This is a genomic window from Nostoc sp. ChiQUE01b (assembly GCF_034531255.1).
Classification (GTDB): domain Bacteria; phylum Cyanobacteriota; class Cyanobacteriia; order Cyanobacteriales; family Nostocaceae; genus Nostoc.
In genome coordinates this window covers 75387-101488 of the sequence record NZ_JAVRBM010000013.1, presented here as the reverse complement: position 1 = coordinate 101488, position 26102 = coordinate 75387, and the positions used below count along the sequence as shown (strand labels likewise).

The 26102-nt window shown below is 41.6% G+C and carries 20 protein-coding genes; 10 read left to right on the top strand and 10 right to left on the bottom strand.

The window, feature by feature from the left end:
• Positions 1-7 precede the first annotated feature (7 nt).
• The 5 genes from RMY63_RS11545 to mobV form a co-directional block, all read right to left on the bottom strand.
• Positions 8-1123, bottom strand: coding sequence for a hypothetical protein (locus tag RMY63_RS11545; RefSeq protein ID WP_322728829.1), 1116 nt, complete (start codon positions 1121-1123; stop codon positions 8-10).
• 30 nt (positions 1124-1153) lie between these two features.
• Positions 1154-1480, bottom strand: coding sequence for a hypothetical protein (locus tag RMY63_RS11540; RefSeq protein WP_322700058.1), 327 nt, complete (start codon positions 1478-1480; stop codon positions 1154-1156).
• 100 nt (positions 1481-1580) lie between these two features.
• Positions 1581-2150: a DUF192 domain-containing protein gene (locus RMY63_RS11535; protein ID WP_322728828.1), complete on the bottom strand. Its 570-nt coding sequence runs from the start codon at positions 2148-2150 to the stop codon at positions 1581-1583.
• The gene (locus tag RMY63_RS11530; protein ID WP_322728827.1) at positions 2147-3775 is read right to left on the bottom strand and encodes an ATP-binding protein; all 1629 of its coding nucleotides are present in this window, start codon (positions 3773-3775) and stop codon (positions 2147-2149) included. Before RMY63_RS11530 ends, RMY63_RS11535 begins: the two co-directional genes overlap by 4 nt.
• 106 nt (positions 3776-3881) lie before the next feature.
• A complete protein-coding gene (mobV, locus tag RMY63_RS11525) occupies positions 3882-5588 on the bottom strand; it encodes a MobV family relaxase (RefSeq protein WP_322728826.1) in 1707 nt (568 codons plus the stop codon).
• 1192 nt (positions 5589-6780) lie between these two features.
• Between mobV and RMY63_RS11520 the strand changes: the two genes are divergently transcribed.
• The 6 genes from RMY63_RS11520 (at position 6781) to RMY63_RS11495 (ending at position 13323) form a co-directional block, all read left to right on the top strand.
• On the top strand, positions 6781-7269 hold the full coding sequence (locus RMY63_RS11520; RefSeq protein WP_322728825.1) for a hypothetical protein: 489 nt from the start codon (positions 6781-6783) through the stop codon (positions 7267-7269).
• 12 nt (positions 7270-7281) lie between these two features.
• On the top strand, positions 7282-8511 hold the full coding sequence (locus RMY63_RS11515) for a ParM/StbA family protein (RefSeq protein WP_322728824.1): 1230 nt from the start codon (positions 7282-7284) through the stop codon (positions 8509-8511).
• 107 nt (positions 8512-8618) lie between these two features.
• Complete coding sequence (locus RMY63_RS11510) at positions 8619-10970, top strand: ATP-binding cassette domain-containing protein (protein WP_322728823.1); 2352 nt, start codon at positions 8619-8621, stop codon at positions 10968-10970.
• A gap of 187 nt (positions 10971-11157) precedes the next feature.
• The gene (locus RMY63_RS11505) at positions 11158-12351 is read left to right on the top strand and encodes an AIPR family protein (RefSeq protein WP_322728822.1); all 1194 of its coding nucleotides are present in this window, start codon (positions 11158-11160) and stop codon (positions 12349-12351) included.
• Between the two features lies 1 nt (position 12352).
• Positions 12353-12751, top strand: coding sequence for a hypothetical protein (locus RMY63_RS11500; protein WP_322728821.1), 399 nt, complete (start codon positions 12353-12355; stop codon positions 12749-12751).
• A gap of 197 nt (positions 12752-12948) precedes the next feature.
• Entirely contained in the window at positions 12949-13323 is a 375-nt protein-coding gene (locus RMY63_RS11495; protein WP_322728820.1) for a hypothetical protein, read from the top strand.
• A gap of 291 nt (positions 13324-13614) precedes the next feature.
• On the opposite strand, the gene RMY63_RS11490 is transcribed toward RMY63_RS11495, so the two are convergent.
• Positions 13615-14145: a hypothetical protein gene (locus tag RMY63_RS11490; protein WP_322728819.1), complete on the bottom strand. Its 531-nt coding sequence runs from the start codon at positions 14143-14145 to the stop codon at positions 13615-13617.
• A gap of 47 nt (positions 14146-14192) precedes the next feature.
• On the opposite strand from RMY63_RS11490, the gene RMY63_RS11485 reads away from it, so the two are divergent.
• Both RMY63_RS11485 and RMY63_RS11480 read left to right on the top strand, forming a co-directional pair.
• Entirely contained in the window at positions 14193-18992 is a 4800-nt protein-coding gene (locus RMY63_RS11485) for a hypothetical protein (protein ID WP_322728818.1), read from the top strand.
• A gap of 30 nt (positions 18993-19022) precedes the next feature.
• Entirely contained in the window at positions 19023-19838 is an 816-nt protein-coding gene (locus RMY63_RS11480; protein WP_322728817.1) for a tetratricopeptide repeat protein, read from the top strand.
• 26 nt (positions 19839-19864) lie between these two features.
• On the opposite strand, the gene RMY63_RS11475 is transcribed toward RMY63_RS11480, so the two are convergent.
• Positions 19865-24118: a strawberry notch-like NTP hydrolase domain-containing protein gene (locus tag RMY63_RS11475; RefSeq protein WP_322728816.1), complete on the bottom strand. Its 4254-nt coding sequence runs from the start codon at positions 24116-24118 to the stop codon at positions 19865-19867.
• A gap of 213 nt (positions 24119-24331) precedes the next feature.
• Complete coding sequence (locus RMY63_RS11470) at positions 24332-24814, bottom strand: hypothetical protein (RefSeq protein ID WP_322728815.1); 483 nt, start codon at positions 24812-24814, stop codon at positions 24332-24334.
• A 242-nt stretch (positions 24815-25056) separates the two neighbouring features.
• Between RMY63_RS11470 and RMY63_RS11465 the strand changes: the two genes are divergently transcribed.
• Positions 25057-25215 carry a hypothetical protein gene (locus tag RMY63_RS11465; RefSeq protein ID WP_322728814.1) on the top strand — a complete coding sequence of 53 codons (159 nt, stop codon included), beginning with the start codon at positions 25057-25059 and terminating at the stop codon, positions 25213-25215.
• 128 nt (positions 25216-25343) lie between these two features.
• Here RMY63_RS11465 and RMY63_RS11460 read toward each other — a convergent pair whose 3' ends face one another.
• Complete coding sequence (locus tag RMY63_RS11460) at positions 25344-25472, bottom strand: hypothetical protein (RefSeq protein WP_322728813.1); 129 nt, start codon at positions 25470-25472, stop codon at positions 25344-25346.
• Here RMY63_RS11460 and RMY63_RS11455 point away from each other — a divergent pair.
• Positions 25471-25713, top strand: a complete 243-nt coding sequence (locus RMY63_RS11455) for an AAA domain-containing protein (protein ID WP_322728865.1) — start codon at positions 25471-25473, stop codon at positions 25711-25713. The two genes, RMY63_RS11460 and RMY63_RS11455, sit on opposite strands and share 2 nt — an antisense overlap.
• A gap of 65 nt (positions 25714-25778) precedes the next feature.
• Here the strand turns inward: RMY63_RS11455 and RMY63_RS11450 are convergent, their stop codons facing one another.
• The gene (locus RMY63_RS11450) at positions 25779-26090 is read right to left on the bottom strand and encodes a hypothetical protein (protein WP_322728812.1); all 312 of its coding nucleotides are present in this window, start codon (positions 26088-26090) and stop codon (positions 25779-25781) included.
• Positions 26091-26102 lie beyond the last annotated feature (12 nt).

The window sequence follows — 26102 nt, the reverse complement described above, 5'->3', positions numbered from 1 at the left end:
TTTATTCCTATTCAGATAAAATCTTCTCTATGCCAAATAAATCTTTTTTTGGCTTTATTTGCCCTTTAAAATTGTTCAACCAGCTTAAGACTCTACCAAATACAGACGGATATTCATCTTGTTCAAGTCCTTGTCTAAATGTCAGATTTTTCACATCTAAATAATCGTAGGATTTTTTCGCTAGTTTTGGCATATTTATACTTGTGAAATCATGCCCTGTTGCTTTTACCTGCTGTTCCATTTCTTTGACTTTTTGTGAATTATCATAAAAAGCAAATTGTTCCGCCTCCCCGTAAAACGAATTTTTTACTATTATATAATCAACCCGATCGCCACAGAAACTATATAGTTCTAGCACTTGATTTATACAATCAATTATTGTGCTAATAACTACTACTATCGTCACCTGCATCTTACATTTATTATTGACTACATCTAAAAACCCCATCTCGGTTATTAAAATTTTTAAGGTTGGCAGAAATTGTGATGGTGTTTCTAGTAATATCAAAGATTGTTCATCTTGATTTTTCCCCGATTCATTTGATTTGGGATACACTAATTCTTTTAAATTATCTACAAATTCGTCTAATTTATCTGAGTTAGATATATCTAAACGATGAATGTTTGCAGCTTTTTCATAAAATCTGATCAAGTGTGGATTAGAATTATCCGCATCTAACCCGACAAATTTTACTGCGTTATCTATGTAAGTTTGCGCTAAACCTCTGGCAAACGTTGACTTACCAACACCTCCTTTATCTCCTGTCACCATTACTAATCTTCTTAGTTGTTGTGGATTATTTTTATCGTTGTTATTCTTATTATTATTTTCGGATACTGGATTATTAGACTGTGTATTCCTAGTGTTTTCTTCTATCGCATTGTTAAGTGCTATATTGTCGGGTGCTAGGCTGTCTAACTCTGTATTACTAGTCTTTTCTTTTATCGCATTGTTAAGTGCTGTATTGTCGGGCACTGGGCTGTCTAACTCTGTATTACTAGTCTTTTCTTCTGTCACATTGTTGGGTGCTATATTGTTAAACTGTGTATTACTAAAGGGTTGATCTGCCAGATTGTTGCTAGTATTTCGGTTATTATCGTTGGCTATCTTAATAATCATCATTCTTCTTCCTTTTGATATTGACTAATTTTTTTACAAGTACTGTTTTTGAAATATCGGTCGGATTGTAATTCGTACCCAATGCACAAATTTATTAATCAAGTCCGCTTTGACAATCGTCTTCAAGGTATTGATGGCTGTAAAATTTAAAGTTTTTATTTTTACTACCTCTTCTTCAATAACTACATAACGTTCTTGACTGTGAATATTCATCAGTACTATTTTTTCGTTATTTAATTCTGCTGCAACGACGTTGAACACATCTTCGGCAAATATCTCTAACCCTAGTGGCGTAGAGATTACTCGCACCGTGTTACCCAAAGGATGATCAAATTCCCAATATGTCCATACTCTTCCCATAAATAGATTGCCATATTTGATTCAACACACGAAGCTATTTAGGTACTGTTTTTTTCAGTACTATGGTTTCTTGATTTTTAAAAAATACGTTATACAATTACTAGCGATTATTTTTGGTTTTCAAAGAATTGCTGCTGTCAAGACCAATATTATTCTTAGGCAAAACTGATAACGGTTGAATGTTAAGCCGATCGCCAACCTTGATATTGGCAGCGCCTGTTGCTAGCTCTAGCACTTGATTGGCAACTTTCCCCTTGTAGATGGGGCAAGGGTTTTTGTGACACGGTTTGGCATTGTAAACCGCAGTTGTCACCACATTGTCCTTAAGATAAAAGATGTCTAAAGGAAAATTCACCTTGTACATGCAGAAAGGCACATTATAAATTTCTCCTCCCAAATTGAATAACATTCCGCCATCGCCGTTTAAGGATGCTCGAAATTTCAGCCCTTTCTCTAATTGCTCTGGTGTAGAAGCGGCTTCCAAGTTAAATGTGCGACCGCCTTTGGTGAGAATGTGCGTAACTGGTAAATCCTGGGGACGAGTTTGGACGTAACCGAGCGCCACAGTGCCGATGATAATTGATACTCCAGCGACAGGGCCTAGTATGTTCAGTAACTTGAAAGCAGCAACGTATAAATCCTTTTCAGAATTAATTTTTAAAGTTTTCATGTTTCACCAAAAATATCAACATTGCCGAGACTATATATAGATGAATCAATCGGGCTAGATGGAAGGCCATGTAAAGCCGCAATGTTACGCATACTTTCAACTCGGTCAGCTTCGCGGATTGCCAGAGGATTCATACTCTGCCTTGCTGCCAGCAATGCCGACAATGTAATTCCTAGTGGTGGTAGTTCTTGAAGGGGAGAAACATCGTCGCCAAACATTTGACAGAAACTAGAGACGGCGGCACGTTCTACAATGGCTTGAATCTCCGCACCGACACATCGCTGCGTGGCTTTGAGTAACCTTTTCCATTCTTCTTCGCTGTACCCATCGCCCCGATCGCGGAAACGAGGATCGAAACGGGCTAAGTGAATCTTGAATATTTCGTGCCGTTCGCCGTAATTTGGGAGATCCACCTTGAAAATCTCGTCGAAGCGTCCACTTCTGGTAAGCTCTGGTGGTAGGCATTGAATATTGTTAGCCGAAGCGATAATTAAAACCTCACTAGTACGTTCTTGCATCCAGGTCAAAAGCATACCAGCTAGGCGTTTGGATAAATCATCATCCCCAGCGAATCCCTTATCAAAGTCATCCAGGTATAAAATTACACGATTTATTCGGTCTACCAGTGCGAGTAAACTCTTGAGTTTATATTCAGCCAAATTACCGTAACTACGGAAACTCCCCCACTCTACTGAAATCAGAGGTAGCCCTAATTGTGCAGAACTTGCTTTAGCCGAGTAAGATTTTCCTGTTCCCGGTGGGCCGATTAATAAAATCCCCTTGGGTAAGCGCAGATTATAGGCTTTAGCTAATGTGGATAGAAGGCGCTTATAAGTTTTAAACGCTTGCTGCATCAGTTCCAGCCCCCCGATAGGAGTGCTAGGGGGTTGGAGAAATTGAATATTATAAATCCGCTTGAACAGTTCGATTTTGTAAGCGGACAGTTTTTCTACTAACTCATCCGGTTTAATTTCACCAGGAGCGCTTGCCTGTCTGATTCCATAGTCAATGTCTGCCAAGTACATGCCTATTGAGGCGTTCGCTGTCGCATGAATATCGCCATGACTGTAATCCGGTAATACTTGGGCTAAGTAACTGCTTATTTCCTCTATAGCTGGCAGTTGTTGAATAACTGTCGGAACTTCGGGGGCAATGTCAGATGACACGGTGGCGTTTGACCCTAAGAGAATCGCTGTCTTGTTGCAAGAGTGATTGCACAGCTTCAGGTTAATAAGGGCAGACTTAATCCACTCGGAAGTCAGAAAGAAATCGGGGTCAGTGGTAGCTTGGCCCAGCCAGGGGAATATGCCCTCCAGTATGAGAATGCCCTGTAAATCAGTGGTTTTCCAAAACCGGAGAATTTCAAAGTAATGTTCGCGCCTGCTTTTGGCGATCGCCTGATACTGGTCAACACTTTGTAAAGTTAATCCCTCCTCATTAGTAGATAACTGGTACAGTTGGTCATCCTCCAGCGTCCACAGGTAACAGTTAATATTGTATTGCTGGCATTCACTGGCTAGATTGATGAGCAGCCTGACCCTCTCTTGCAATGGAGACTCGACAGCAATCAGCTTATTGTTAAGCTTAATTAATCCAAATATTTGTTTAATTAACTCATTATTCATTAAGGTTTTAGTTAAATTTCACCCCAATATTATTGATAGCTAAAACTCTTTACTAGCTACTTTGGTACTGAAAAAATCGGTACTAGAGTAGCTTGACTTTTTGCAACTATAGCTCTAATTCCTCGTGTTTTTGTTGTGAATAACGTTGTTGCAATTGATGGGAGAAATTGATTAACTGCGTATTCCAATCCCCACTTTCGCACTTGAGTAACTTCGATTGTGGCAGCAGTTCTTTAACAGCCCGTGCCACTGTTGATTGAGTAAAAGCTACCTGTACATGAGTCACATTACGTAATCTTTCAACAGGTAAATTTGAAGTGTCATCTACTGCCATGTAAACTGTTCTGTTTTCTGGTATTCCTTTAACCTGATATTCCAGCATGGCTACTGAAATGGCATCAATGGGAGAAAAAGACAGCACGACAGTACTAGTTTGTTCGCTAGGCTTTTTCGCTAAAGTAAAGTAAAACCAGCTATCACGGCGAACTGTACCTAACTCATAACCAGAGAATTTATTGGTTGTACCTTCTAAAAATGCCCCTTTGGTCTTTCCGTTGAGATCCCGCATCACAAAAACTACATTTGCTTTTGAGTCGGCATAAACTAGCCCCTGCTTATGTAACATTTGTACGCAATCAGAAGGTATGCCTCGTTTCTGTTTGAGGTAATGTTCAACGACTGACCAGTTAGCTTTATCCTCAACAGGTGGAGTGAATTGGGGTACTGGTTGAGTTTGGATAATGTCAGCCGCAACTTTTTGAGCATGAGCGCTCGCTGCACGTTTTGCGCCGACTTCACCAAATCGCTCCCTGATCCATGCGATCGCTTGGACTTGGTTGCATTGATTAACGTGTTTCACCAAATCAATTGCATGATTACCTTCAAAATGAGAACTGGGAGCAAGGTCGCTAAATTTAGAGCCATCTATATTAATGATGTGGCTTCCTCCTACCCATTCATTCCCTTTACGCCACAGCCCTAACTCCCAAGCAACATCATCTAAAGCTAAATCAGTTGACCATTCGGTAAGTTTTTTTATTGATTGATTATCTTGTTCTAATTGCTCTATCCGCCGCCGTAATTGGTCATTCTCAACTGAGAGAGCTTTGGCTGTAGCCTCCATTTCCTGTTTACGTTGATTCGCCCTGTCTCGGTCGGCAGCTTTGGCCTTCAATTGCGCTGCACTTAGCTCATCAACTTCTAAATCCCGCCCCTCCTCCACTATGCGGTAAAAGTCCTTGATGTCCTGGTGCTTTGCTCTGCTTCCTCTAATCCCACGCTCTAGTCCAATTAGCCGCATTGTCTGGTAGTACGAATCCTGAAATTGTTGGATCTTCTGCCGCCCGTCAAAGAAGTGATTGCACCGTAGCTGCCCTTGATCATCAAGGGGGACAAAATAAGCGTGAATATGGGGCGTGGCTTCATCTAAATGCAATTCGGCGCGGACAATGCGAGATCCATATTCATCCGCTAACCACTGGTGAGTCGCTTCTACCCAGTTATCTAACTTTTGTGGTTCATAGTAACCGGCTTGAGTGGGGCAGTTGGGACGGAAATAACTGGGCGATGCACTCAACAGTAACTCCACGCAGTACACTGCATCAGTGCGAATCTTCCGCTTCTGCTCCGAGTCCCCTATCTTGGCTAAGACTAAATCCTCTAGTCGTTCCTCTGGGTTGAGGCTACCGATGAACCGAATATTTTTTTGAGTGGGATCTGCATTAGGGGTTTCTCTTTCTCGTGCAGTGTGAGATGCACTCCCTGATATGTTACCCCGCTTTAATTTTTTTAATCGCGCGATCGCGTATGCCATTTTTTATCTACACTAAAATTTGGAAATACGAGTTTTTGGGCTGACTGACTGAGAAACAAATATCACTCAAGTTATCGCTGTTTTTTCTCGATTTTACGCCATTTTTTCAGCCAAATCGCTCAAATGCGGAAATGGGCAAAAAACCGTAGTAAGTACGACTATTCTAAACCGCCCTACAGCATTTCACAGGCAATTCTCCCGCTATCCCCAAGATTCCCTTAGTAGTATAGTCACTGTTGACACAATTTTAGCCTAAGTATAGAACATCCGACTTTCTGCGATTTGGACTAAAAAACCACGCAATAGTAAGATTTTCGGGCTGTTCATCTGTCAATAAGTCTTAATTAATGAGAATTATTGGGCTGCTCACAGAATTTTTTGAGAATTACTCAAGGTTTTCAAAGCTAATTCAGAATTTTTGGGAGTTTTTGTAGTGCAAAATCAACAAGCTTGTAGTACGCCTTCTCAATAAGACCTAAGCTTATTGAGAATAAGAACATGGTAAAAAAGTGGCTGTAGCTGATTAATGATAAGGCTTTCAAGAGAAAAAATGCAAAAAGAGTGGACGGCCAAAAGGACAGAAAACGGCGTTTCTTGTCCTTTTGGCCGTCCAAAGGAAAGTCATGAAATCTAGATATTTCCAATTCGGGCTTGTGTGAGGACGGCCAAAGGGACAGAAAACGGCGTTTCTTGTCCTTTTGGCCGTCCAAATTCATAGTATTTATTTTGACTAAAAGCGTACTGAAAAAGAAAATAAACCCGACTTAAATAGTGTAGATTCAATATTTTGAAGGAATTGCGTTATGAAGGCTAAAGAAAATGATTAAATGAACAAGTAGAAATAAAATTTAAGCACTTCAAGATTGCTCCATAGATAAAAAAAGTGAAATTGAAGTTCCTGAAGACGAAAACTACTGAAACTAAATTTTAAGAAAAATAAAGTTCAGCAGCATTAAAAATAAAGTGTCATAATTTTTAAGTAAGAATTCAGCACTCAGTTGGTCGCCGAGCGCAGCCGAGGTGAGTCAGAAGTCAGAATTTATAAAAGGTTTGATATTGCAAGTAGATTTATGAGTCAAATGAGTTTCTAATTCTTCTACTGTTCGGACTCATGAATTCTGACTCATGAATTCAGAAGGACTGAATTCTGACATTTCTAAGACCTGCATTACCTCTGTGAGAAGCATAAAATATGGCAGAGATAGAACAAATAAGAGTTTCGATTAAGCGCCCGAAAGATAGTTTAGATGGAAAAGTGGTTGGCTACATAAGGTCAAATCCATTTGGTTTAGAAGCAGATTATTCGCAAGTTATAACAGCAACGCTAAAAAACCACTGGCTACCTCTTGCCTTGTTTTCTTCAGGACTGAGAGGAGAAGAATTAAGGCAGATTGGCATTTGGGCAATAGGCCAGTTAGAAGCGCAAATTAGTGTAATTCGGAGAATTTGTGGGATAGTACCAGACCCGCTAGTAGTGACCTCAAATACATCAATGCAAGCATCAGACATAGTGGCATCGGATAGTCCATCTATCTTAGGAATTATTTCCGCAGATCAGCAGATAAGCTCTACTGATGAAGACGATGACGATGACGATGACGATGACGATGAATTTCTTGACTCGCAAAACTATCAAGAGATGACCGACATTAAGCGGATGTTTGGCTGGGACAAACCTTGAGGGGGGCTGAAGATGAATAAAAAGAATAATAAAGACTACACAAAAGTTGCGATAACGATTGATTTAGGGACAAGTTCCCAGAAGGGGATAGCACAGATTTATCCAGATGGGGTTCCAATAGTTTTAGCAATGGAACCAGAAATAGCGGATTTAGGGGTAGAGTCAATAGAATATTTGTCAAATCAACTCGTACAAGATACGACGGTATGGATAGGAATTGGGGGAGAATATTATGTCCTGGGAGCATTAGCCAGAAGTATGTTTGCGGGGACATCAGCTATTAGAGATTTGAAGTATCAATATGCCTTACCGAAAGTAGCAGCTATATTATGGTTGGCAATTCGGCGGCTGGGAGTGAAAAACCCAGATATAGAGCTATATGTACATTTGTTGTTGCCAGTGGGAGAAGCGTCGGATGGGCAAACGCTCAGAGCAAAACTAGCACAGAACTTAAAAACAGGAATAATCACGCCAACAGGGAGGTTAAAAGCAAAATTACGTAGCTTTGATGTCAGTCCAGAAGGGGCGGGTATCATGGCATATCGCAGTCGCAACGTCAACATAAACTATTTCCAAAAAAGTATAGGAATGCTGATGTTAGGCTATCGTAATGCCAGTTTTATTCTGTCGCACAAGGGGAATGCAATAAAAGCTGAATCTACAGATTTAGGGATGAATTGGGTGGTGCATCAGTTTGTAGAACGTACTGCCGTTGGTTTATCAAAAGATGACTTACGCCTAATTTCAGCCTTAGCCGAAACCACGAATAACAATTTTGATGCACTGCGGTTTCTATCACGCAAAACCAGAACCGAAGAAATCAATGCTGATGTAGAGTTGTTTTGTCGGATTTTGCCGATAGTTCGCAAAGAGTACTGCCGTGCTTTATGGCGCTGGTTGAGAAATATTGCCCTTATGGATGAAATCTTAGTTTGTGGTGGGACAGCATCCTTTATACGCCAAGAGCTAACCGAACATTTTGATGGTGAAGGCATTCCCATTTGTTGGAATGGCGGAATGGAACTACCTAAATATTTAGACACAATGGGATTAGGTGATAGGATAGCCGATGCTTGGGCATCCCATATTAGCCATATCAAGTTTTTGGATCATGAATTGAGCTATGACCGCCAAGACAAACCCCTAGTTCCTGATTATTATGTTCAACCATTCAAGAGTTCTAAATCAGACATGGAGATTTGGCAAAGGAACGGTTATATCACTACAAGCCTTGGGATTTAGACTAGTTTGCATCTGTATGACAATTGTTGTTACTGGTGCTGTCTAATGTTAGACAGACATTCTGTCTAACATCGCCAAAGCCAGTAAACGTAAGGGTTTGGCTTTGAATGGTGTTTCCTACCGCAGGCGATCGCACTTCAGGCGGGGGGGAGCATCGCCCTAGCAACTCGACCCCTCTCAATTTATTTTCAAAGTTGTGGATGATTTACTCAGCTAATTGCTGTATTATCTACCCAGTGAGACAGAAATTAGAAAATTTGCTCTCCCAAGTTATGGAGATTCGACATTTATATCTGCTCGTCCACCGAAATCATGTTATCAAACACTATGTTCATCCTGCCTGTTTTGCTGATAACAACCACTATGTAATTGGCAGCAAAAAATCATGTCACTTACTAATAAAGGATATGAGTGTTAGTAGCACTCATGCGATTATCATCAAAAAAGACGAGCAATACTACTTGGCAGATTTAGATAGTGTTGAGGGAACAAAAATAGGAGGAATAAAGCTAGAGCCAAGGCAGGGTTATCTTTTGTCGGACGGTCGTTTAATCCAAATTGGTCAGGTCATTATTGAGGTAGAGATTCAGTCGGAAATTAAAGCGAAAAAGTTTGTTTCAGAACCATCAACAGTTACGGCAACATTTAAGCCAATTCAAACACCAAATCATACATATAGAGAAACTAGGCAAAGAGCAGGACTTAGGCTAGATGCCATCGACTTACGAAAAAATAGCCATCCTATACTCGCCTCAACAACGTTACTTAATGAAATCTCGCTGTCGTTCTTGCCCAACGAGTTCATTGTGATTGCTGGGGTGAGTGGTGGCGGGAAGTCAACTTTGATGGATGCACTTAACGGACAACGACCCGCCAGGGGGAAAGTGTTAGTTGATGGAGTTGACCTGTACAAGAACTATAACGCATTTAAGAACCTCATTGGTTATGTTCCCCAGGATGATATAGTCCATCTTGACTTGACTGTTTGGGAAGCGTTTATCTTTGCTGCCCAGTTGCGAATCCCCTTTTTTTCTAAAAGCGAACAGGAGCAGTTTGTTGAAGCAATGCTACAACATTTGCATCTGTTGGAGCGAAAGAATATCCCCATCAAGCAACTCAGTGGAGGTCAACGCAAACGAGTTTCTATTGGAGTGGAACTCATCAGCACCCCCAGTTTGTTTTTTCTAGATGAGGCGACATCCGGGCTAGACCCAGGAACAGAATTACAAATCATGTCGTTGCTGCGTTCTTTATCTAATGCAGGTAGTACCGTAATCTTAATTACCCATGCTACCAAGAATGTAGCGATCGCAGATCAAGTAGTTTTCCTTGCCAAAGGTGGACGACTGGCATACGTAGGGCCGCCCAAGTTGGCATTAGACTATTTCCAAGTACAAGATTTTGATGCAATCTATCATAAAGTAGAGCATCAAATCTCCCCGCAACAATGGGAAGAACGCTTCAAATCTTCGGGTTATTATAAGAAATTTATTAGCGAGCGCCTGCAATCGCTACCGCAACAGAACCAAGTACCCACGCCAGTTAAGCGCAATTTGAGACAGCAGCTTGTGGTGTTGTGCCAACGCAATCTGTCGATTCTGCTTAAGAATAAGTTGAGCTTGGCATTGATGCTGCTGGGAGCGCCGATTCTGGGTTCACTCAACTTTGTGCTGTGGAAACCCGACTTGTTCAGTACCAAAACAGGGAATGCACGGCAAGCCATTTCCACGCTGTTCGTTGTAGTGGTGATGGCGATTATGTCGGGTTCACTGGCTACAATGCCGGAAATAGCTAAAGAAAGACCAATTTACAGAAGAGAAAGAAGCGTTGGCTTGGGACTGGCCCCCTATCTTATATCTAAGTTGGTCGTAGCATTTGTACTAGCTATGTACCAATCGGCAGTATTACTATACCTGATGTTAGCAGCCGTTGAGATTCCTGGTGCTGATACTAATACAGGGGCAATGTACTTCACCCTATTTTTAGCGTCGTTTGGCAGCATGGTGTTGGGTTTGATTGTCAGTGCGATCGCTCCCAATCCTAGCGTTGCTCCCTTAATGATACTTATCGTGCTAGTATTCCAAATCGTCTTCGGTGGAGGGATACAACCAACAGAAAACTTAAATACTAATCCCAATGCTAAAGCGGTTAGTGAATTAATGCTATCAAAATACTCATTTGAAAATTTAGTATCACTTTCAAGAATGGGTGCAGATGTGGCTGAGGATTTTTGTTGGCAAAAGGGAGAAAGCCGAAGAAAAAAACTCCCCGCCCTCTTGATAGCTCAATGTAACTGCTATAACAAAAATGTTTTTAATAAGTGCGATTTTCCGGGTTTGGGAAAAGTCAAAAGAACTTCGTCACTGAATAATGATTTGTTAAAAGCTAATCTGCTAATTCAAAGTATACTGGATGGATATGAGAGGGTATTATATAATGATGTATCCCGAAATAATTGAAATTTAATTTATTTGATTGGCGGGATGATCTGGATATTATTCATAATTCTGTTTTTGAAGGGTTAGCAGTAAAAACTTCTAGAGTATTTCAGAAGGAGTTGGTGGATTTTGACTTTTGTTAGTAGACGATTTCTACCATAACTCCTGAATTGTGTTCGATAATTTTTGTTGTCAATCAAAGAAAAATATGCCAAAGAATTGGACTTTGAAAGTAGACCAGTACATCAATGCAAATCCCAACTGTATCATTGCTACCGCCCATGTAGATAGTTTTCCCTCTGGCCTACCCCTAGAACCAAATATCCGCGAACCAAATCCTAAAAGCTCAACGTACAAACAACTATTTGATTCACTTACTACCCAGCCGGAAAAATTCTTTCAAAGAAGTAACGGAATTGTACTGTGTGTTAACAAGGTTTTGCCCAAAAATAAAGCGGAATTGGAGCTAGAGGTATTAAAGGCTAACGAAGGTGGCAACGATGGCATTATCAACGGTGGGCATACAGTATTAGCATTTGAACAAGCTAGAGCAAATAAGTACGACCTCTCTCTAGCTAGGGTTAAAGTCACAATCCACATTGGGTTAAGTGAAGACGAAGCGAAAGATATAGCTCTGGCATCAAACACATCAGCCCCAGTAGATGCACGTTCTAAAGTTAATGCTAGAGGTGACTACAAATTCATCAAACAGTTTTTAGCAAAATTAGAGATGGAGGAAGAAACGAAATTCCGCATTGCTTACTATCAACATCAAAGTGGTGCGCCGAAAAGTCCACAGTGTAATGTCAACCATTTGATTAAGTTGATGAACTGCTTGGATAGGAACAAGTACAACCCTAATAAATCTAAAGGTAAGCATCCACCTGTCAGCAATAATCCCTCTTTAAGTGATGCTGAAAGGCAAAGGTTGTCGAAATTGTTGCCCCTACTGTCCAAGGCTATGTGGATTGAGCAACAACTGTTCAAAACCATTGAAGCTTACATCATCAACCCCAAGAAAAAAGGGGTAGACCTAGCTTCAATTGATACGCGAAAGAATACCCTTTTGCCCGACAGCCGTTACTCATTTGGGTTGAGTGCGCCGGCTGATATTGCTATGCCCATCGTTGCTGCTTATCGCGTGTTCCTGGACGAGAACTATAACTGGTTAATTCCTTTTGATGATTTCGCGGAGGACTTTTTACAGAATCTGTGGACGAACTACTACCGCAAGTATTTGATATCGGAGAAGTTGGCAGGAAATACAGTTGGCAGCAAAATCTGTCGTAACCCGGCGATTTGGGATAATCTCTACGTTTCGGCTCAGAGTTACTTGAATCAACAATTGCTCAAGATGGTTGGCTCAAACAATAAACGCGAACAATTAACCTTGGTCAATTGATATGCCAGAGACGAAACATTTGCAGGTACAAGAATTATCACGATTTGCCCAAGAGCAAGACTTCAATCAGCAATATAGACAGTATTTCGGGGATGTCTGGGACGAAGTTGGAGTTAGAGATATCTCTAAAATGACCATCCAAGATGCCGAGCAAACTTTGAAGGTACTAGCTGATAGTGAAGCATCTCCCCAATTCATCAAATCTCTACTAGCACAAGCAGCAATTGATGGTGCTACACCGCAGGTTTTAGAGTATTTTCTCGCAAGCGACATTGACGGCGATGGGCGGACTTTAGCACAAGAATTATTTCAGGACGGGACGAACCCATTGCAGCCAGATACACCCAAGGCACAGGTTTTATCTCCATCTCCAACTGAAGATTTGGACTGGGAAATATAGCATATATTCTCAAACTTTACTAGCAACCTGAGCTTTGATTTTTTCAGTACTCAAGTTGCTAGTTCTTTTTAGGAAGCATATTTAAACTTCTTAAGTTAGATATGAGTTCCATTTTTCAAAAAGCACACTAGGGTGTAATTGAATTATCGATTACACCTGTTCCCTCAACTAACTCAACAACTAAAGAAGGCCATAGTATGACTATATTAGGTATTAATAGACCTTTAGATACAACCCAAGTAAAACCGTGGAATGAGCGCGATTTGTCTACAAGCGATCGCCGCCGGGAGCATCTAGAAATTCTCCTGTGCCAGAAAGTACAGATAGGTGAAGACCCTACCTTGTGTGAGAAAGTGTTGAATTATTTGTATTTCTCGGCATTTCAACAGAATCTCAATCGCATTACTGTCCAAAAGGAAAAAGAAAGGTCAGTATTTACCTCCCTACAGCAAGTGATTATTACGTCTTTTGCTATTTTAGGGATGTTTGCGTTCCTTGCCGCCGCTTCCAACAAGTCAGTTGTGCGATCGTCTGGGGTAATCCCTCCAGCTATAGAACGGCAAGCCAATTAACCAAATATTCACTTTTTCGCCCAGCAGACAACTGAAGACCAACTGAAAGTGATGTGGGCTGAAGTAGTCAGAGAACGCTCGGCATTCAATTCACTGCACATATTAATCATTACACCCTTTGCCATCTTACGAAGGATTGCCTTTTTAACGGGGCGTTTCGCTCTATTAAACCATCGGCAACGCTAACCTGCCTGCTGTCCAATCTCACTAAAAGGATGTCACTAAAAAGCTGAAAGCGCTGTTTGATAATGCTTTCAGCTTGTATTATCACTCGCTCTGCATAGCTCCCGCCTAGTATGCTGTGTCTTTGTCGAAAGGTAGACTGTCTTCCGGCTCAAAGTTACGCAGGTCTTGCTCCATCTGCTGCCGACGTTGAACGTATGTTCTGCTGTCTTCAATCCTTCCTCTCATCTGCCATGCGCCGAAATTAATGCCCTTTTCTGCGTATTTAGCAGACACTTTGTTGTAATCATCAACCTCGATTTTCTTGCGCCACTCAAGCTGTTCCAACGCACTTTCACTGATACCAATTTTCTGAGCATATTCTATATATTCAGGTCTGAGAGAACCATCTGGGTTAAATTCCTTTTTTTCTTGTTCAGTGAAGAAATCGTAGGCTGTGTAGATTGGCCACTGCTCTGGATCAGTCTCGTCCAAGTGCTTCCACTCGTCGTATTCTTCTTTCAACGAAAGAGCATAGTCAGTAATTGCTTCGTTACTCATTCCTGTGGACAGCATTTGTTGTCGGGCTTCATCTTTCAAACTCCCATCTGGGTTAAATTCTTCATTATTCATATTTATCCAACGCTTAATCCTTGACATAAAAACCTCTCAAAAAATTAATTAATATTCATCAAATTTCAAATCTTATGACTCTGGAATTGAAGCATTTTGACCCTCGTTTAAATCAGTGGATCTATATAGACGATAACAAAACTAACTCTCAATCAATTTTAACTGAAAAGCTCAGTAATACTTTACTAGAATTCTACTTTCCTGACAAAGAATTCTCATTTGGGCATTCAGATGAATACAGCACCGCCGAAGAATTAAAGAATCATCCAGATGGACAGATTTTATTGCTATCTTCTAAGACTCGCTTACTTTATGGAGATAAAGAATGCTTAGAAACAATTCAAAAGATTTGCCCAGACAGTAAAGACCGTGGCGCTTATGGTTCCATCTTTCTTGGGGCTTGTAAAAATGCAATTCACGAAAAGCTAAATATTCTAGTAGTAGATGATTCTACTGATAACCGGGGCGAAAACGGAGGGATATTATCGAATGATTTGGCATATAAATTAGTTGGTGATTGTTATGGGCAGATTTCAACACAACTTTATGACAAAGTAACCTTAAGAGAATCCCAAACAGATAAAAGCTATCGTGTAATTCAGCATCGATTCGGTTGGGTGGATGGAGTTGGAGATGATACTACTAAATATCGTTTTGGCAAAGGAACGCTCCGTCCACACAGACTAGATAGAATAAAATATGCGGATCAAAATAACAAACCAAAAATCGATATAATTCTTCCCGTAAGCAGTTTTAAGGGAACAGACAAGGATAGACCCAAAGGGCCTACTAAACCGCAGATTCAACCAGGATTATATCAGCAAAATATTTGGTTAGCCGAAAAAGGGCAATCTCAACGAGGACAAATGTCTATCTCCCAACTGCTGGCATCTTTCCCCCAAGGAATTAAAGATTTTGCCGAAGAACTAGAGGTACAAGCTCAAAGATTAGTCTCTATTAAAGATGACCCAAGAATTGTTGCTGCTTACTATTGTGAAAGATATCAAAAACGTAAAGAATCATTGAGCCAAAATAAATTAAAAACAGGAGAAGTCACAAATCTTGAAACAGATGTTAAAAACTTAGAGAGAAATGATGGCTTAGATGCAGATGAGGAGTTGGATGACGAGAGTACTAAAGATGACTTATTCATGTACAAACTCATTAAAGCCGATTTACTAGGGCATCAGCAGTTATTAGAAACTGAGAAGGTCAAACAGGAATTAAATCGGTTTGTACAAAGTGAGTGGCGAGATATTGCTGTTGGGAAAACGCTTACTTTTGACCGAGGAATGATTATTCCCTCCAAGGAACTCAAAAATGGTGAAATTTGCATCTCTTGGCTTGATGAGCAAGAAAAAATTCTTAACTTCCGTTCTCCTTTCCTCAACTCTAATGGTTTGTGTGTTTCTAATAATAAATATGTTAAGGATCAGTTAGGGCCAGATGGTAAACCCTTAGAAGGCATAATTGTAGTCAATGACGAAGACCACAAGCGCATACAGCAAAGAATTACAGAGTTAGAAGCGCGAGGGGTCGATGTTGATTTTATCGACCCAGCAGAAACCGAATCAGAACGCCAAGCACGAGACTATGATGGTGATTGCATTGGTGTGGCAAAAGCCAGCTTATATCCTAATTTAACAGCAGAGGCAGAGCGAAGAAATCTTCCCCAAAACGCCTATTCGCCCACGGTTAAGCTCAAAAAACAATCATTTTATGATCCCAGCGATGGAAGCCAGCCTCCATTTGAAAAAATCGCTATCCACATGAGTGATAGCATCAGCGTGGGCATAATCAACAATCAAGTGACGGCACTGGAGGCATTAGAATCGGAAATAGAAATACTAAAGACTTACGGTACTTTTGAGCAGAAATCAAATTATCTAGACCAAGTTTCTAACCATTACGAAACCCTGTTTGAGCAAGAACGCCAGAAAGAGCCAAAGTTAATTAGAGAAGAATACAAACCTTATATGCAAGGGTTTGTTGAACTTGCTCATTCTCAAAGAACTCCAGAAATTATGGTTCAGGCAATGGATGTTAACCGCCTGATGTACCGAGAAATGATTGGTGAGGGGTGTTATCAAAACCAAATAGCGGTGGATTTATTCAAAAGTGCTAAAAAACCTGAGATGGATAAAATCTGGGAGAACAGCCGCTACTTATATCGTGATGTTAATTATATTAAAGATAAGAAATCTTCGTCAGCTTATTTAAGCACAGGTATAACACCAAAGGGCTACTCACCAGTAGAATTATTAATTAGCCAAACCAATAAATATTTCCAAGAATCACAGTTAGAATCGCGCCCCATCGTTCAGTTTAAAGATTTGTTCAAGGGAGTAGAATTTACACCACAGCAAAAATTTGTAGCAGTTGCCGCTAAGTACGAGTTTGATCGGAAATTTAACCCTGCGGTTCGGATGTCCCAACGGCGTGAAACCGAGAAAGGGCCATCCGCAATAGTGCAAACTCCACAGTTCGGGAAACTGGAAATAACCAATCTCACCCGTTACGGACACCCCTTAATCTGGAAAGCCCAGACGCTGAACATTCGCTTAGATGAAATTCCAGAAAAATTCCGAAGTTTTGAACGCCCTCACCGATTATTAGCAGTTGCACAGATAGATGGTGAGATAGGTTCGGATAAGAAACCCGCATACCGTCATCTTGGAACAGTTAGTCAACAATCTGTGACTGACCACAACCTCAAGGCGGGGATGACCACGCAGGGAGTTAAACTCCTAGAACTAAAACCAGAACTTACTAGAAGCCAAATTAAACTACTCTTTGCCTTGGCTTATGAATCCGCAGAAGCATTTTATGCGAAGATCCCAGAGTCAGAAAAACTTGCCGCAGCAGCGTCGGCTTGGAATATCTCTGCATCCCGTCAAGATGAACTGGAGGTTGCACGTAAAGAAAACACCGACCCATCTGCGATCGCTAAAAAAGTTTCCAATTTCGCCTTCGCTGGTTTCCCCAATGAGATTATCTCTCGCTTAGATGAATTGCAATTTACTGAACCGAAGTTAGTCACACTTTTGAATGAAGCGAATCAATTTTTGGGTCGAGACTGGAACAAGGATGATTTGCACCCGATAGAAATTAGGGCTAGCCACCACCCAGTCGGGCATGAACGCCACGTTTCCAGACTAATGTTTGTCCAGGATGCTGAGGGACTTTACAAGGAATTCGCCATGTTAGAAACCAGAAGTGGGATGTTGCCCATTGGCACGAAAGCACAAGCTAGTATGGAAGGCATAGAACCTGCCACCGCTAATGCCACTATTGGACTACCAGGATTTGAACCCGTTGAAGTTACTATCCGCGAACTCAAGAACTTCTCTCAAGGGGGACAGGTTTTTAACGACCAACCCGTAAATTTAGAGTTTGGTACTGTCCCGATTCCTGATAAAACTGTCAAGATCAAAATTGATAGTAAAACTTTGGGGGAGTTAGACAGTGATTCTGTCGAACAGTTAAAACAAGTTGATTACCTAAAAAATGGTAATCCTCTCAAACTAAAACTCACTTCTATCTCCGAAACTGGTAGTCTTGCTTTTGTGCTGGGTGAGTCTCCCAATGGCAATCTCCTGAAAATTAATAAAATTAACTTTTATGATTTTTCTGGTCAGCCATTTTCAGATGGAGATTATCGAAAAGTAACTATCGAAATACCACCATTAAAAACTAGAGATGCTGTGTTTTTGAATGGTGAACCCTTGGGAGTGCTGCACTTCAAAAAAGACAAAGACGCGCTCAGACAACTTGGACTACTCAAAACCGGACAACTGACACCTGCGCCCGCTATTATTCAAAGTAATTTTTCTGTTATTTGCGCTCAAATTGACCCTAATACCGTTGAATATCCTACTATTTGGACGAAGGAATTTCAGGCTTTTGGGACTCAATCGGTTAACCCTCAACAGCAAGAGATGATTGAGAAGAGTGCGAAAATTCTACATCAGATTAAAAAGCGTCCTACTTTCTTATTTTCGACAGAATCAAACAAAAAACTTGCAGTCATGGGCTTGGCTGTTGACAACCAGAAAGCTGAGACTGTGACTAAATGGTTAACTGCTCAAAAAGTTGAATGGCAGCAAGTACCAACAGAAGATGTGATCAAGGAAACTAAAAAAGGTCTAGCCGTATTTAACTTGGTTGATAGCTCCATCCCTGCCAAAACTTTAGAAAGCATGACCAAGAAATTTGGGGCTGTGATTGAAACGGATAGTGAGTATCAACAAAGAGTTAATTCCCTCGCTACACGACCGCAGTTTTTGAAACCCCCAGAACAAACAGCACAATCCCCACCTAACCAATCTATAACTCCATTACTTTCTACTACTCCTTCTACAATAGACATTACTAATAGTACAAAAAGCGAACCTCTAGGTGTAGAGAAGCCCCCGACAGTTACTATTGATGACTTGAGAAATTGGTACAATGCCGCAGATAAGTTAGGGAAGTCGGAGAATTACAAAAAACGCATTGTAGAAGTAGCAAATGGGTTTAAAGCTGGTGAGCAATTATCAGAGTCAGCGTTGACAGTAATGAATCAAGATACATTTGAGCTTGAAGCCATCAGTCGGCTGACTCAAATTGCTCAAAGGATTGGCATGGTCTGGGGTAAGTCTGATGAAAATGGTACTCAAGTCCAAGGAAAGATTTATGACTTGGCTTTCAATACCCAGCAGAGGGATTTAACTATTTCGCAGAAAAATGGAGAGGTAATTTTAAACTTGCAATCTGGTCAGGTACAGACCAATAAACTAACTCCACAGATATTGCAAACTTTTGAGGACGCGAATAGTCAGATAGATAAAATTTTAGCGCAAAATAAAAGTCAAGGACTAGAAATACACAGATAAATTAACTGACTCGGCTAAATATCTGAGTTGATGAATATTTCAGCAATTATAAATCACAACAGAGAATATATGGTGGAATTAATAGAAGAGATTGATGTAGAACAAGGGCAACTGTGGTATGACAAAGGATTGGAACATCTCAAATCAGGAAACTTATCTGGAGTAATGGAGTGCTTCAGAAATGCACTTTATTTCTATCCTAATTTTGCGGAAGTTCACAATACTATAGGAATGATTCAGTTTCAAATCGAAAAATATGAAGGTGCGATTCAACTTTTTGATAACGCGTTAGCAATGAATCCTAACTTTGCTGAAGCTTATAATAATCGGGGACTAGCTCGATCAAAAATCTGTCATAAATCAGAATTCCCCAAGGTGATTGAAGATTACACTAAAGCCATCGCCCTGAATCCAAATTTAGTTCAAGCTTATCTAAATCGGGCTGATACGTATAAAAATCTAACTGGTGATAATCCAGCAGCTATCTTAGATTACAATCAAGTAATTTCACTTGACCCAAACTGTTTATCAGCCTATATAAATAGGGCGAATATTTATTTTTTGTCTGGGGAATTAGAAAAATCACTCTTTGATTTAGAAAAGGCATTATCTTTGGATGCTGATTGTGCAGAAGCATACTGTGGACGAGGGACAGTCAGATTTCATCTGGGCGATATTGAGGGCGCTAAAAAAGATTTGTTTAAAGCTTTTGGTTTGTACGAGGCGCGAGGAAATATGATTTACTGTGCTTTTACTCGAAGTTTGATTATAGACCTTTTTCGAGATTATGAAGTTTATAAGGATTTGCTTGGGGTTGAAAGCAGAATAGTAAAATCGAAAAAATAGCCACTTGATAAAAGTGGCTACAAATTTTATCTCAGAATTTCAATCACAGCAGCTAGGATTGATGCCGCTTTCGAGTTAGCTGGAATGAATACTCGCTTTTTCCATTGAATTACTTCGGTGAAACATCCAACAGTCACCAGAGAGTCAGCCAACGATAAAGCATTGACCAATTCAATACGGCGCTCATTTGCAACCAATGAACAACGCAAAGTTACACCTCCGGGTAATTGCTCTGAATACCGCTCATTCAGTACCAGATAAACTAATTCTTCTGGAGAAAGCAGCTTATTCTTCAAACCCAGTTGTTCAGCAACAGCACGAATATTCTCTGCACTGATTACACGACCGAGTACTTTTTCTCCATGACTTAATTGCAGTCGAAATACTCGACTGTTCTGAATCGGTAGAGTTTTCCAAATGGGCAGAAGAATGCCAGTAACAAGGTGAATGTAGTCAGTAGTAAACTTAGGCAATTCTTCAACTTCCTTCGACCACGCCGCAACAAACGTATCCGCCGAAACCTGCCGCCAAGTTGATGATTCCAAACTTTGAACAGGTACACGGATTTGGTTTTGCGATCGCACCAACAAAACTCGTGGAATAACACCACCATCGCTGTCGAAGATGCTGTGTGTCGGAATTGACACAGCCGCATGACCAGATTTCTCATTGATCATGAGTTGTCCCTGGTACTGGGCAGCAAACTCTAGCATCTCGTCAGCAGTTTTGATGTTATTCCTTTGAGTGCGCTCAATCTTAAGATAATTAGTCACACTACCAGTAGTAGGATGAGTATAAACGGCTGACTGGCTTTTGATGGTAAACCGTTCAGCCCGAAGAGTTTCGACACCAAGTTCAAAGATACCTGCGGCGATCGCACTTTCTATCTGTTGACTTAACAGCAACTCAAAACGCTCGAAAATCAAGTTCTGCATCCCAATTCTCAAAGCCAGCAGTCGATTGAGGAATTGCCGCAAAGGTGGTAAGTCAATTTTCATGCCGCCTTCATGGGAGGTCAGCGATAATCCGGTCATTTGCTCGAACTTTCCTAAAGGCACTTCATAAAACCTACCTTGGAAGATTTGCTTAAATAGCTCATACAAAGCGTGTTCGGCGTACTGTGATTCTAGGTTATCCTTCGTATCGAATATCCCGTTTCCTCCAGTCTGCCTCTGTCCACGAGTGAGTGCGCCGAGACTATCCAGCCGTCTAGCAATCGTACTAATGAATCTACGTTCACCGCGCACATTGGTAGTTACAGGACGGAACACTGGTGCAGAAGCTTGGTTTGTACGGTGAGAGCGTCCTAGTCCTTGTATGGCATTATCTGCTTTCCAACCAGCTTCGAGTAAGTAGTGCGATCGCCGTTTCCGGTTGACTGCATTTAAATCTGCGTGATAACTACGACCAGTCCCACCAGCATCACTGAAGATGAGAATTTGTTTGTCTCCCGCCATGAATGCAGTAGTTTCAGCAATATTTGCCCCACAACCGCGTGAATCAACAAATAACCGTCCAGCTTCGTCTTTGAGTACCCTTTTGCTTCGTCCTGTAACTTCAGCTACTTGTTTATGACCGAAGTGCCACAGCAATTGTTCTAATGCGCCAGGGATTGGGTCAAGACTAGCTAGTTTATCTACTAGTGCCGAACGCAACCCAAGTGCAGCTTGAGAAATAACGGGCGAACCATCGGCATTAAAAGTCGGTTCGGAACGTTCTTCCCCGTCTTCACCTGAATGTATCTCATGGAGATGAATCGGAAAAGCGCTCATCAAATAATCCATGAGATATTCCCGTGGAGTCAGGTCAAGATTCAAGTCCTTCCATTCAAGGGGCGAAACCTCATTAAGTCGGCGTTTCAATAGTTCCTCATTTGTAGAAACTATCTGGACTACAACAGCATGACCTTGCGTGATGTCTTGCTCAATGGCTTTAATCAGTTTTGGGCATTTCATCCCGGTTAGCAAATGATTGAAGAATCGCTGCTTATGGGACTCGAACTGAGACATCGCAGACATTTTCGCAGCACGGTTATAAGTCTTTGAGCCAGAGATATTGCAAGCTTCTAATGCTTTATGAAGGTTATTGTGGATAATTTGGAAAGCTTCGGAGTAACTGTCATAGATTCTTTCCTGAGTAGGAGTAAGTTCAATTTCGAGAGTTTGGTATTCTACGCCCTCAAAACTGAGACTCCGCGCCAGATACAGTCCCAAAGCCTTGAGATCCCTGGCTACCACTTCCATCGCAGCAATGCCACCAACTTCAATGGATTCCACGAAATCTTCACGGGAGGTAAATGGGAAGTCGCCAGTCTGCCAAAGCCCCAGACGATTCGCATAAGATAAGTTTGAGACTTTGGTCGCTCCGGTGGCTGAGACGTAGATAACCCGTGCAACAGGTAGTGCATTTTGTAGCCGTAACCCAACAATACCTTGCATTGATGCTTTGACCATACCCAGCTTACCTTCAAGTGCCATCGCGTTACCCATCGCGTGGCATTCATCGAAGGCAATCGCTCCTGAAAACTCAATGCCAGCCCACTCAATGATTTGTTTGAGTCGGCTTTTACCACCCTTCTGGGATCTTAAGGTAGAATATGTAGCAAAGAGAACACCTTGCGAAAAGGGGATTGGATCACCTAGTTTGATATTGCCGAGGTCGATAATGTCCTTTTCGCTACCACCCAAGGCACACCAATCACGTCGGGCATCTTCTATCAAAGCAGAGCTTTTGGAAATCCAGATGGCTTTCTTGCGTCCTTGACACCAGTTATCGAGAATGATGCCTGCTACTTGCCGACCTTTTCCCGAACCTGTGCCATCGCCAAGAAACCAGCCTTTTCTATACCTAAGTGCCTTCTCCTCATTGTTCGCCGCGACTGTCACGTTGTCGAGTGAATCATCCACCAAGTAGGAACCGGACAAAAGTTCAGAGTGTGCCTGACCTGCGTAAATAACGCTTTCAAGTTGTGCTTCGGACAACAACCCTTGTGTAACGATATGTTGAGGAAGATATGGTTTATATGTGGGAGCCGGTGGTGAGACAAGTGCTAGGGCTGCGCTCTCGCAAAGCAATGAGGGATGTGGCAAAGCATCTTTGATCCTAATGCGTTGTGGGCGATAGCTTTCGTACAAGGCATCTTTTAAACTGTCTGAGCCACTCCACTCGACCAATTCGTACTCCAGAACTGCCACGTCTGGAATAAGAGAAACTGTTTGTGTTTGATCTACTACAGTACGCTTTGGCAGCTTAACGACCTTCGCCACCGCAGCCTCCGCTTTAGCAGTTGAATGCTGCCACAGAGATCGCTGTGGTAATTGCTCAATCAATGGCAGCAGTTGAGGCAAATCCAAGGTTTCTCTTATGCAAGGAATGTTGCTGGGATTATCAGATGGAACCTTGTCAATGACAGTAATCCGGGTTTCCATCGTTGTCCCATGCAAGGCATAAGCTTGACCAATGACCCCCACTGAAAGCACAATTCGCGCTTTTTCTTGCCACTTAACAAAAGTTTCTCGCCAAGTGGGATTATCAGGAGAAAACCAGTTAGCAGTGATTGTTACCAGCCGCCCGCCGTCGCATAACCTTTGTAATGCCGAGTTGATATGGTTCTTTGTTGCGTCGGGATTGCGATCGGCTATTTTGGGTGATGATGAGAATGGCGGATTCATCAAAACAACCGAAGGCTGAGTCTTGCCAGCCAAATAATCATTTATCTGTTCGGCATTCACCCCAAATAAGGGAACGCCAGGGAACAATCGTCGCAGAATCTTTGCTCTGTCGTCGGCTAGCTCGTTGAGCATCAAACTTGCACCTTGAAGTTTAGCAAACTGGGCTAAAATCCCAGTACCAGCTGATGGTTCAAGAGTCAGGTCGTTGTTTGTGATTTGTCCTGCTAACGCCACTAGGTACGCTAGGGGTAGCGGAGTCGAGAACTGCTGAAGTTTTAGTTGCTCCTCGCTACGACGGGTATGTGTGGGGCAGAGCAATTCAAGCCGTCGCAGTTCTTCTAAGGGATTTTCTGACAGCCCCTTTTGCCGCAAGTACAAGATTAACGCAACCTCTACAGATTCGTATCCGTCCTTCCACTGCCAAGCACCTGATGCCGCCGTGCCGTTGAAGTAACGATTCATCTGGGTAGAAACAGTTTTTGTGGAGATAGGACGATTTTCAATTAATAATTTAACAAGTTCTTGGGCAACGTTCACAACAGATTGCCCGTAGTCCAGAACTGTTTGCAGGTCGAAGAGACATCCTTGTGTAGCGATTAGGCTGACCATGACTGTATAAGGAATTGATTTTCACAAAAAATTGGCGTAGCCGCTTGTTGCTACGCCAATGCAAATTGAGCTTTATTGATTGCGAGTTGGAATTTATTTTTTCTCTTCAGAAGCAATCGCAGTCCTATTGGTGCATTCGCCCTACAGCCCTTTGGGCATCCTACGGCAGGCGTTGGCACAGCCATCGCTCTTTCTGATAAACCAAGCTGTGGATTATGCCACGGACTTCTTGCCAGAGTCAGAACGAAGAGGAGTCGCGGCTTTGTTGGTAGGTTTGCTGGATTTCTTGGTTGTAGTGGATTTTGGTTTGGCGGTGGATTTCCTGGTTGCCCTAGCTTTTGGTTGTACTCCTGTTGCTGGTGGTAGCAGCCTTAGTGAGGGGAACGGGAGTATAACTGGTTGAATTTCGGTAGAACTGTTGTGAGGCTCTAGCTCTAATGTCCAGGGGTCAGAAATTTTCTCAAACTGTGATGTAACGAAGGGGATTTGTTGAGGTTTGACTACTAGTTGCTCAGTGTTAGATAGTGGTTCAAGAGGTGCTGTTACTGTAGATTTGGAACTGACATTGGATTGTGTAATTGCAATAGCTGGTAATGGCACAACGTAAAGTCCATCCATAAAATCGAAAATCATCAGAGCAACAAAGCTCATAACAATAACTTCAATAGCTTGGGTGAGTAGAGATTGAATATCCATTGTATTTCTCCGAAATTTTTGTAATGTTCACAAAAGTCCCGCGAAGCGCTAACAGCCTCGTAATTAAGTACGAGGCGAATACAAGAAGTTTTAAAAATGAATATGAATTTCTTCATTTTCAAAGAAATCCATCGAGAGACTAAAATTTGGAGAGCTACTTAAGTCTCGGACTATTTTATAATTGGCTTGATGCTAACAAGTATCACTCTCTTCATTGCAAAGCGCTCGCCCAGATTCCCAGGTTGAATGAGCGTGTTGAGTTTTTAGAACAAGCTATTGCCCTAAACTGGTCTTTAAGTAAAATCAGACAGCGCATTAGTGAGAAGAAAAGCCTAGCCTCTAGCCCAAACACCGAGTATAACGATTACAAAGGCGCTTTACCGATGCGACTACCAAAATAAGAAAGTCCCATATTTGGTCAAATCCGAAGAAGCGCAAGCAAATATAAAAGCTACTTGTACAACTAGAGACGCTGACAAATGTTGAGTAACCTTACATATCAAAACCAGGACTTAGAAGGAAAACAGGGCTATAACCTTGGCGTTGCCGACAACTCAAAGATGATTGGGGTAATGTCGCCGTTTTTACAGCAAGCCAACGCACTCAGATATCGACTCACGAAGCGTTGGCGAAACTTTTCTTGAGATGATACTGGCATAGTTTACACGTTTCAGGGGGGAGAGAAAGCAGTGATCATCTTCTCTCCTTACCAGTGCCATCAAGAGCATAGTTTTTGGTTTCTCAACCGTAAACCTAATTTACTGAATACAGCCGTTAGTAGGGCAAGGGAATTGTTTATTTTGGTGGGCAATCTCAGGGAACTAGAATTAGCTGGTGGTGAAACCAAGCGGTTAGTTGAACACATTCGGCAACATGGAGAGATTCGCCCTATTAAATAAGTACTGACAAGTTGTTTAGCGCTTATTTAATGAGAATTCTGCTTGGAGATGCAACTTCTATTCCTCTATCGAATTCCACAAGCTAACGGGTACATACTTCGGATTTCTTGTTCAATTGTCCGTCTTCCTGCTTGTTGAAAGTGTGGGGTGTAAAGAACTGCAACGGCTAGTGTCCCCTGTTGGTTTCTTACCCAGCAGTTTGCTCTGTCGTGATTTTCAATTCTTGCCCTGACTGTGGTAGATTCACCTATATCTATCATCCAATACATACCATCTACTCTTCCGTCAAGAATGGCGTAAACGCCTGAACGGTTATCTAAGTTGCTTGTGTGTGAGTATGGGCCTTCAAACTGCCATCTTCCGATTGCAATAGTCATAAATTTACTCCT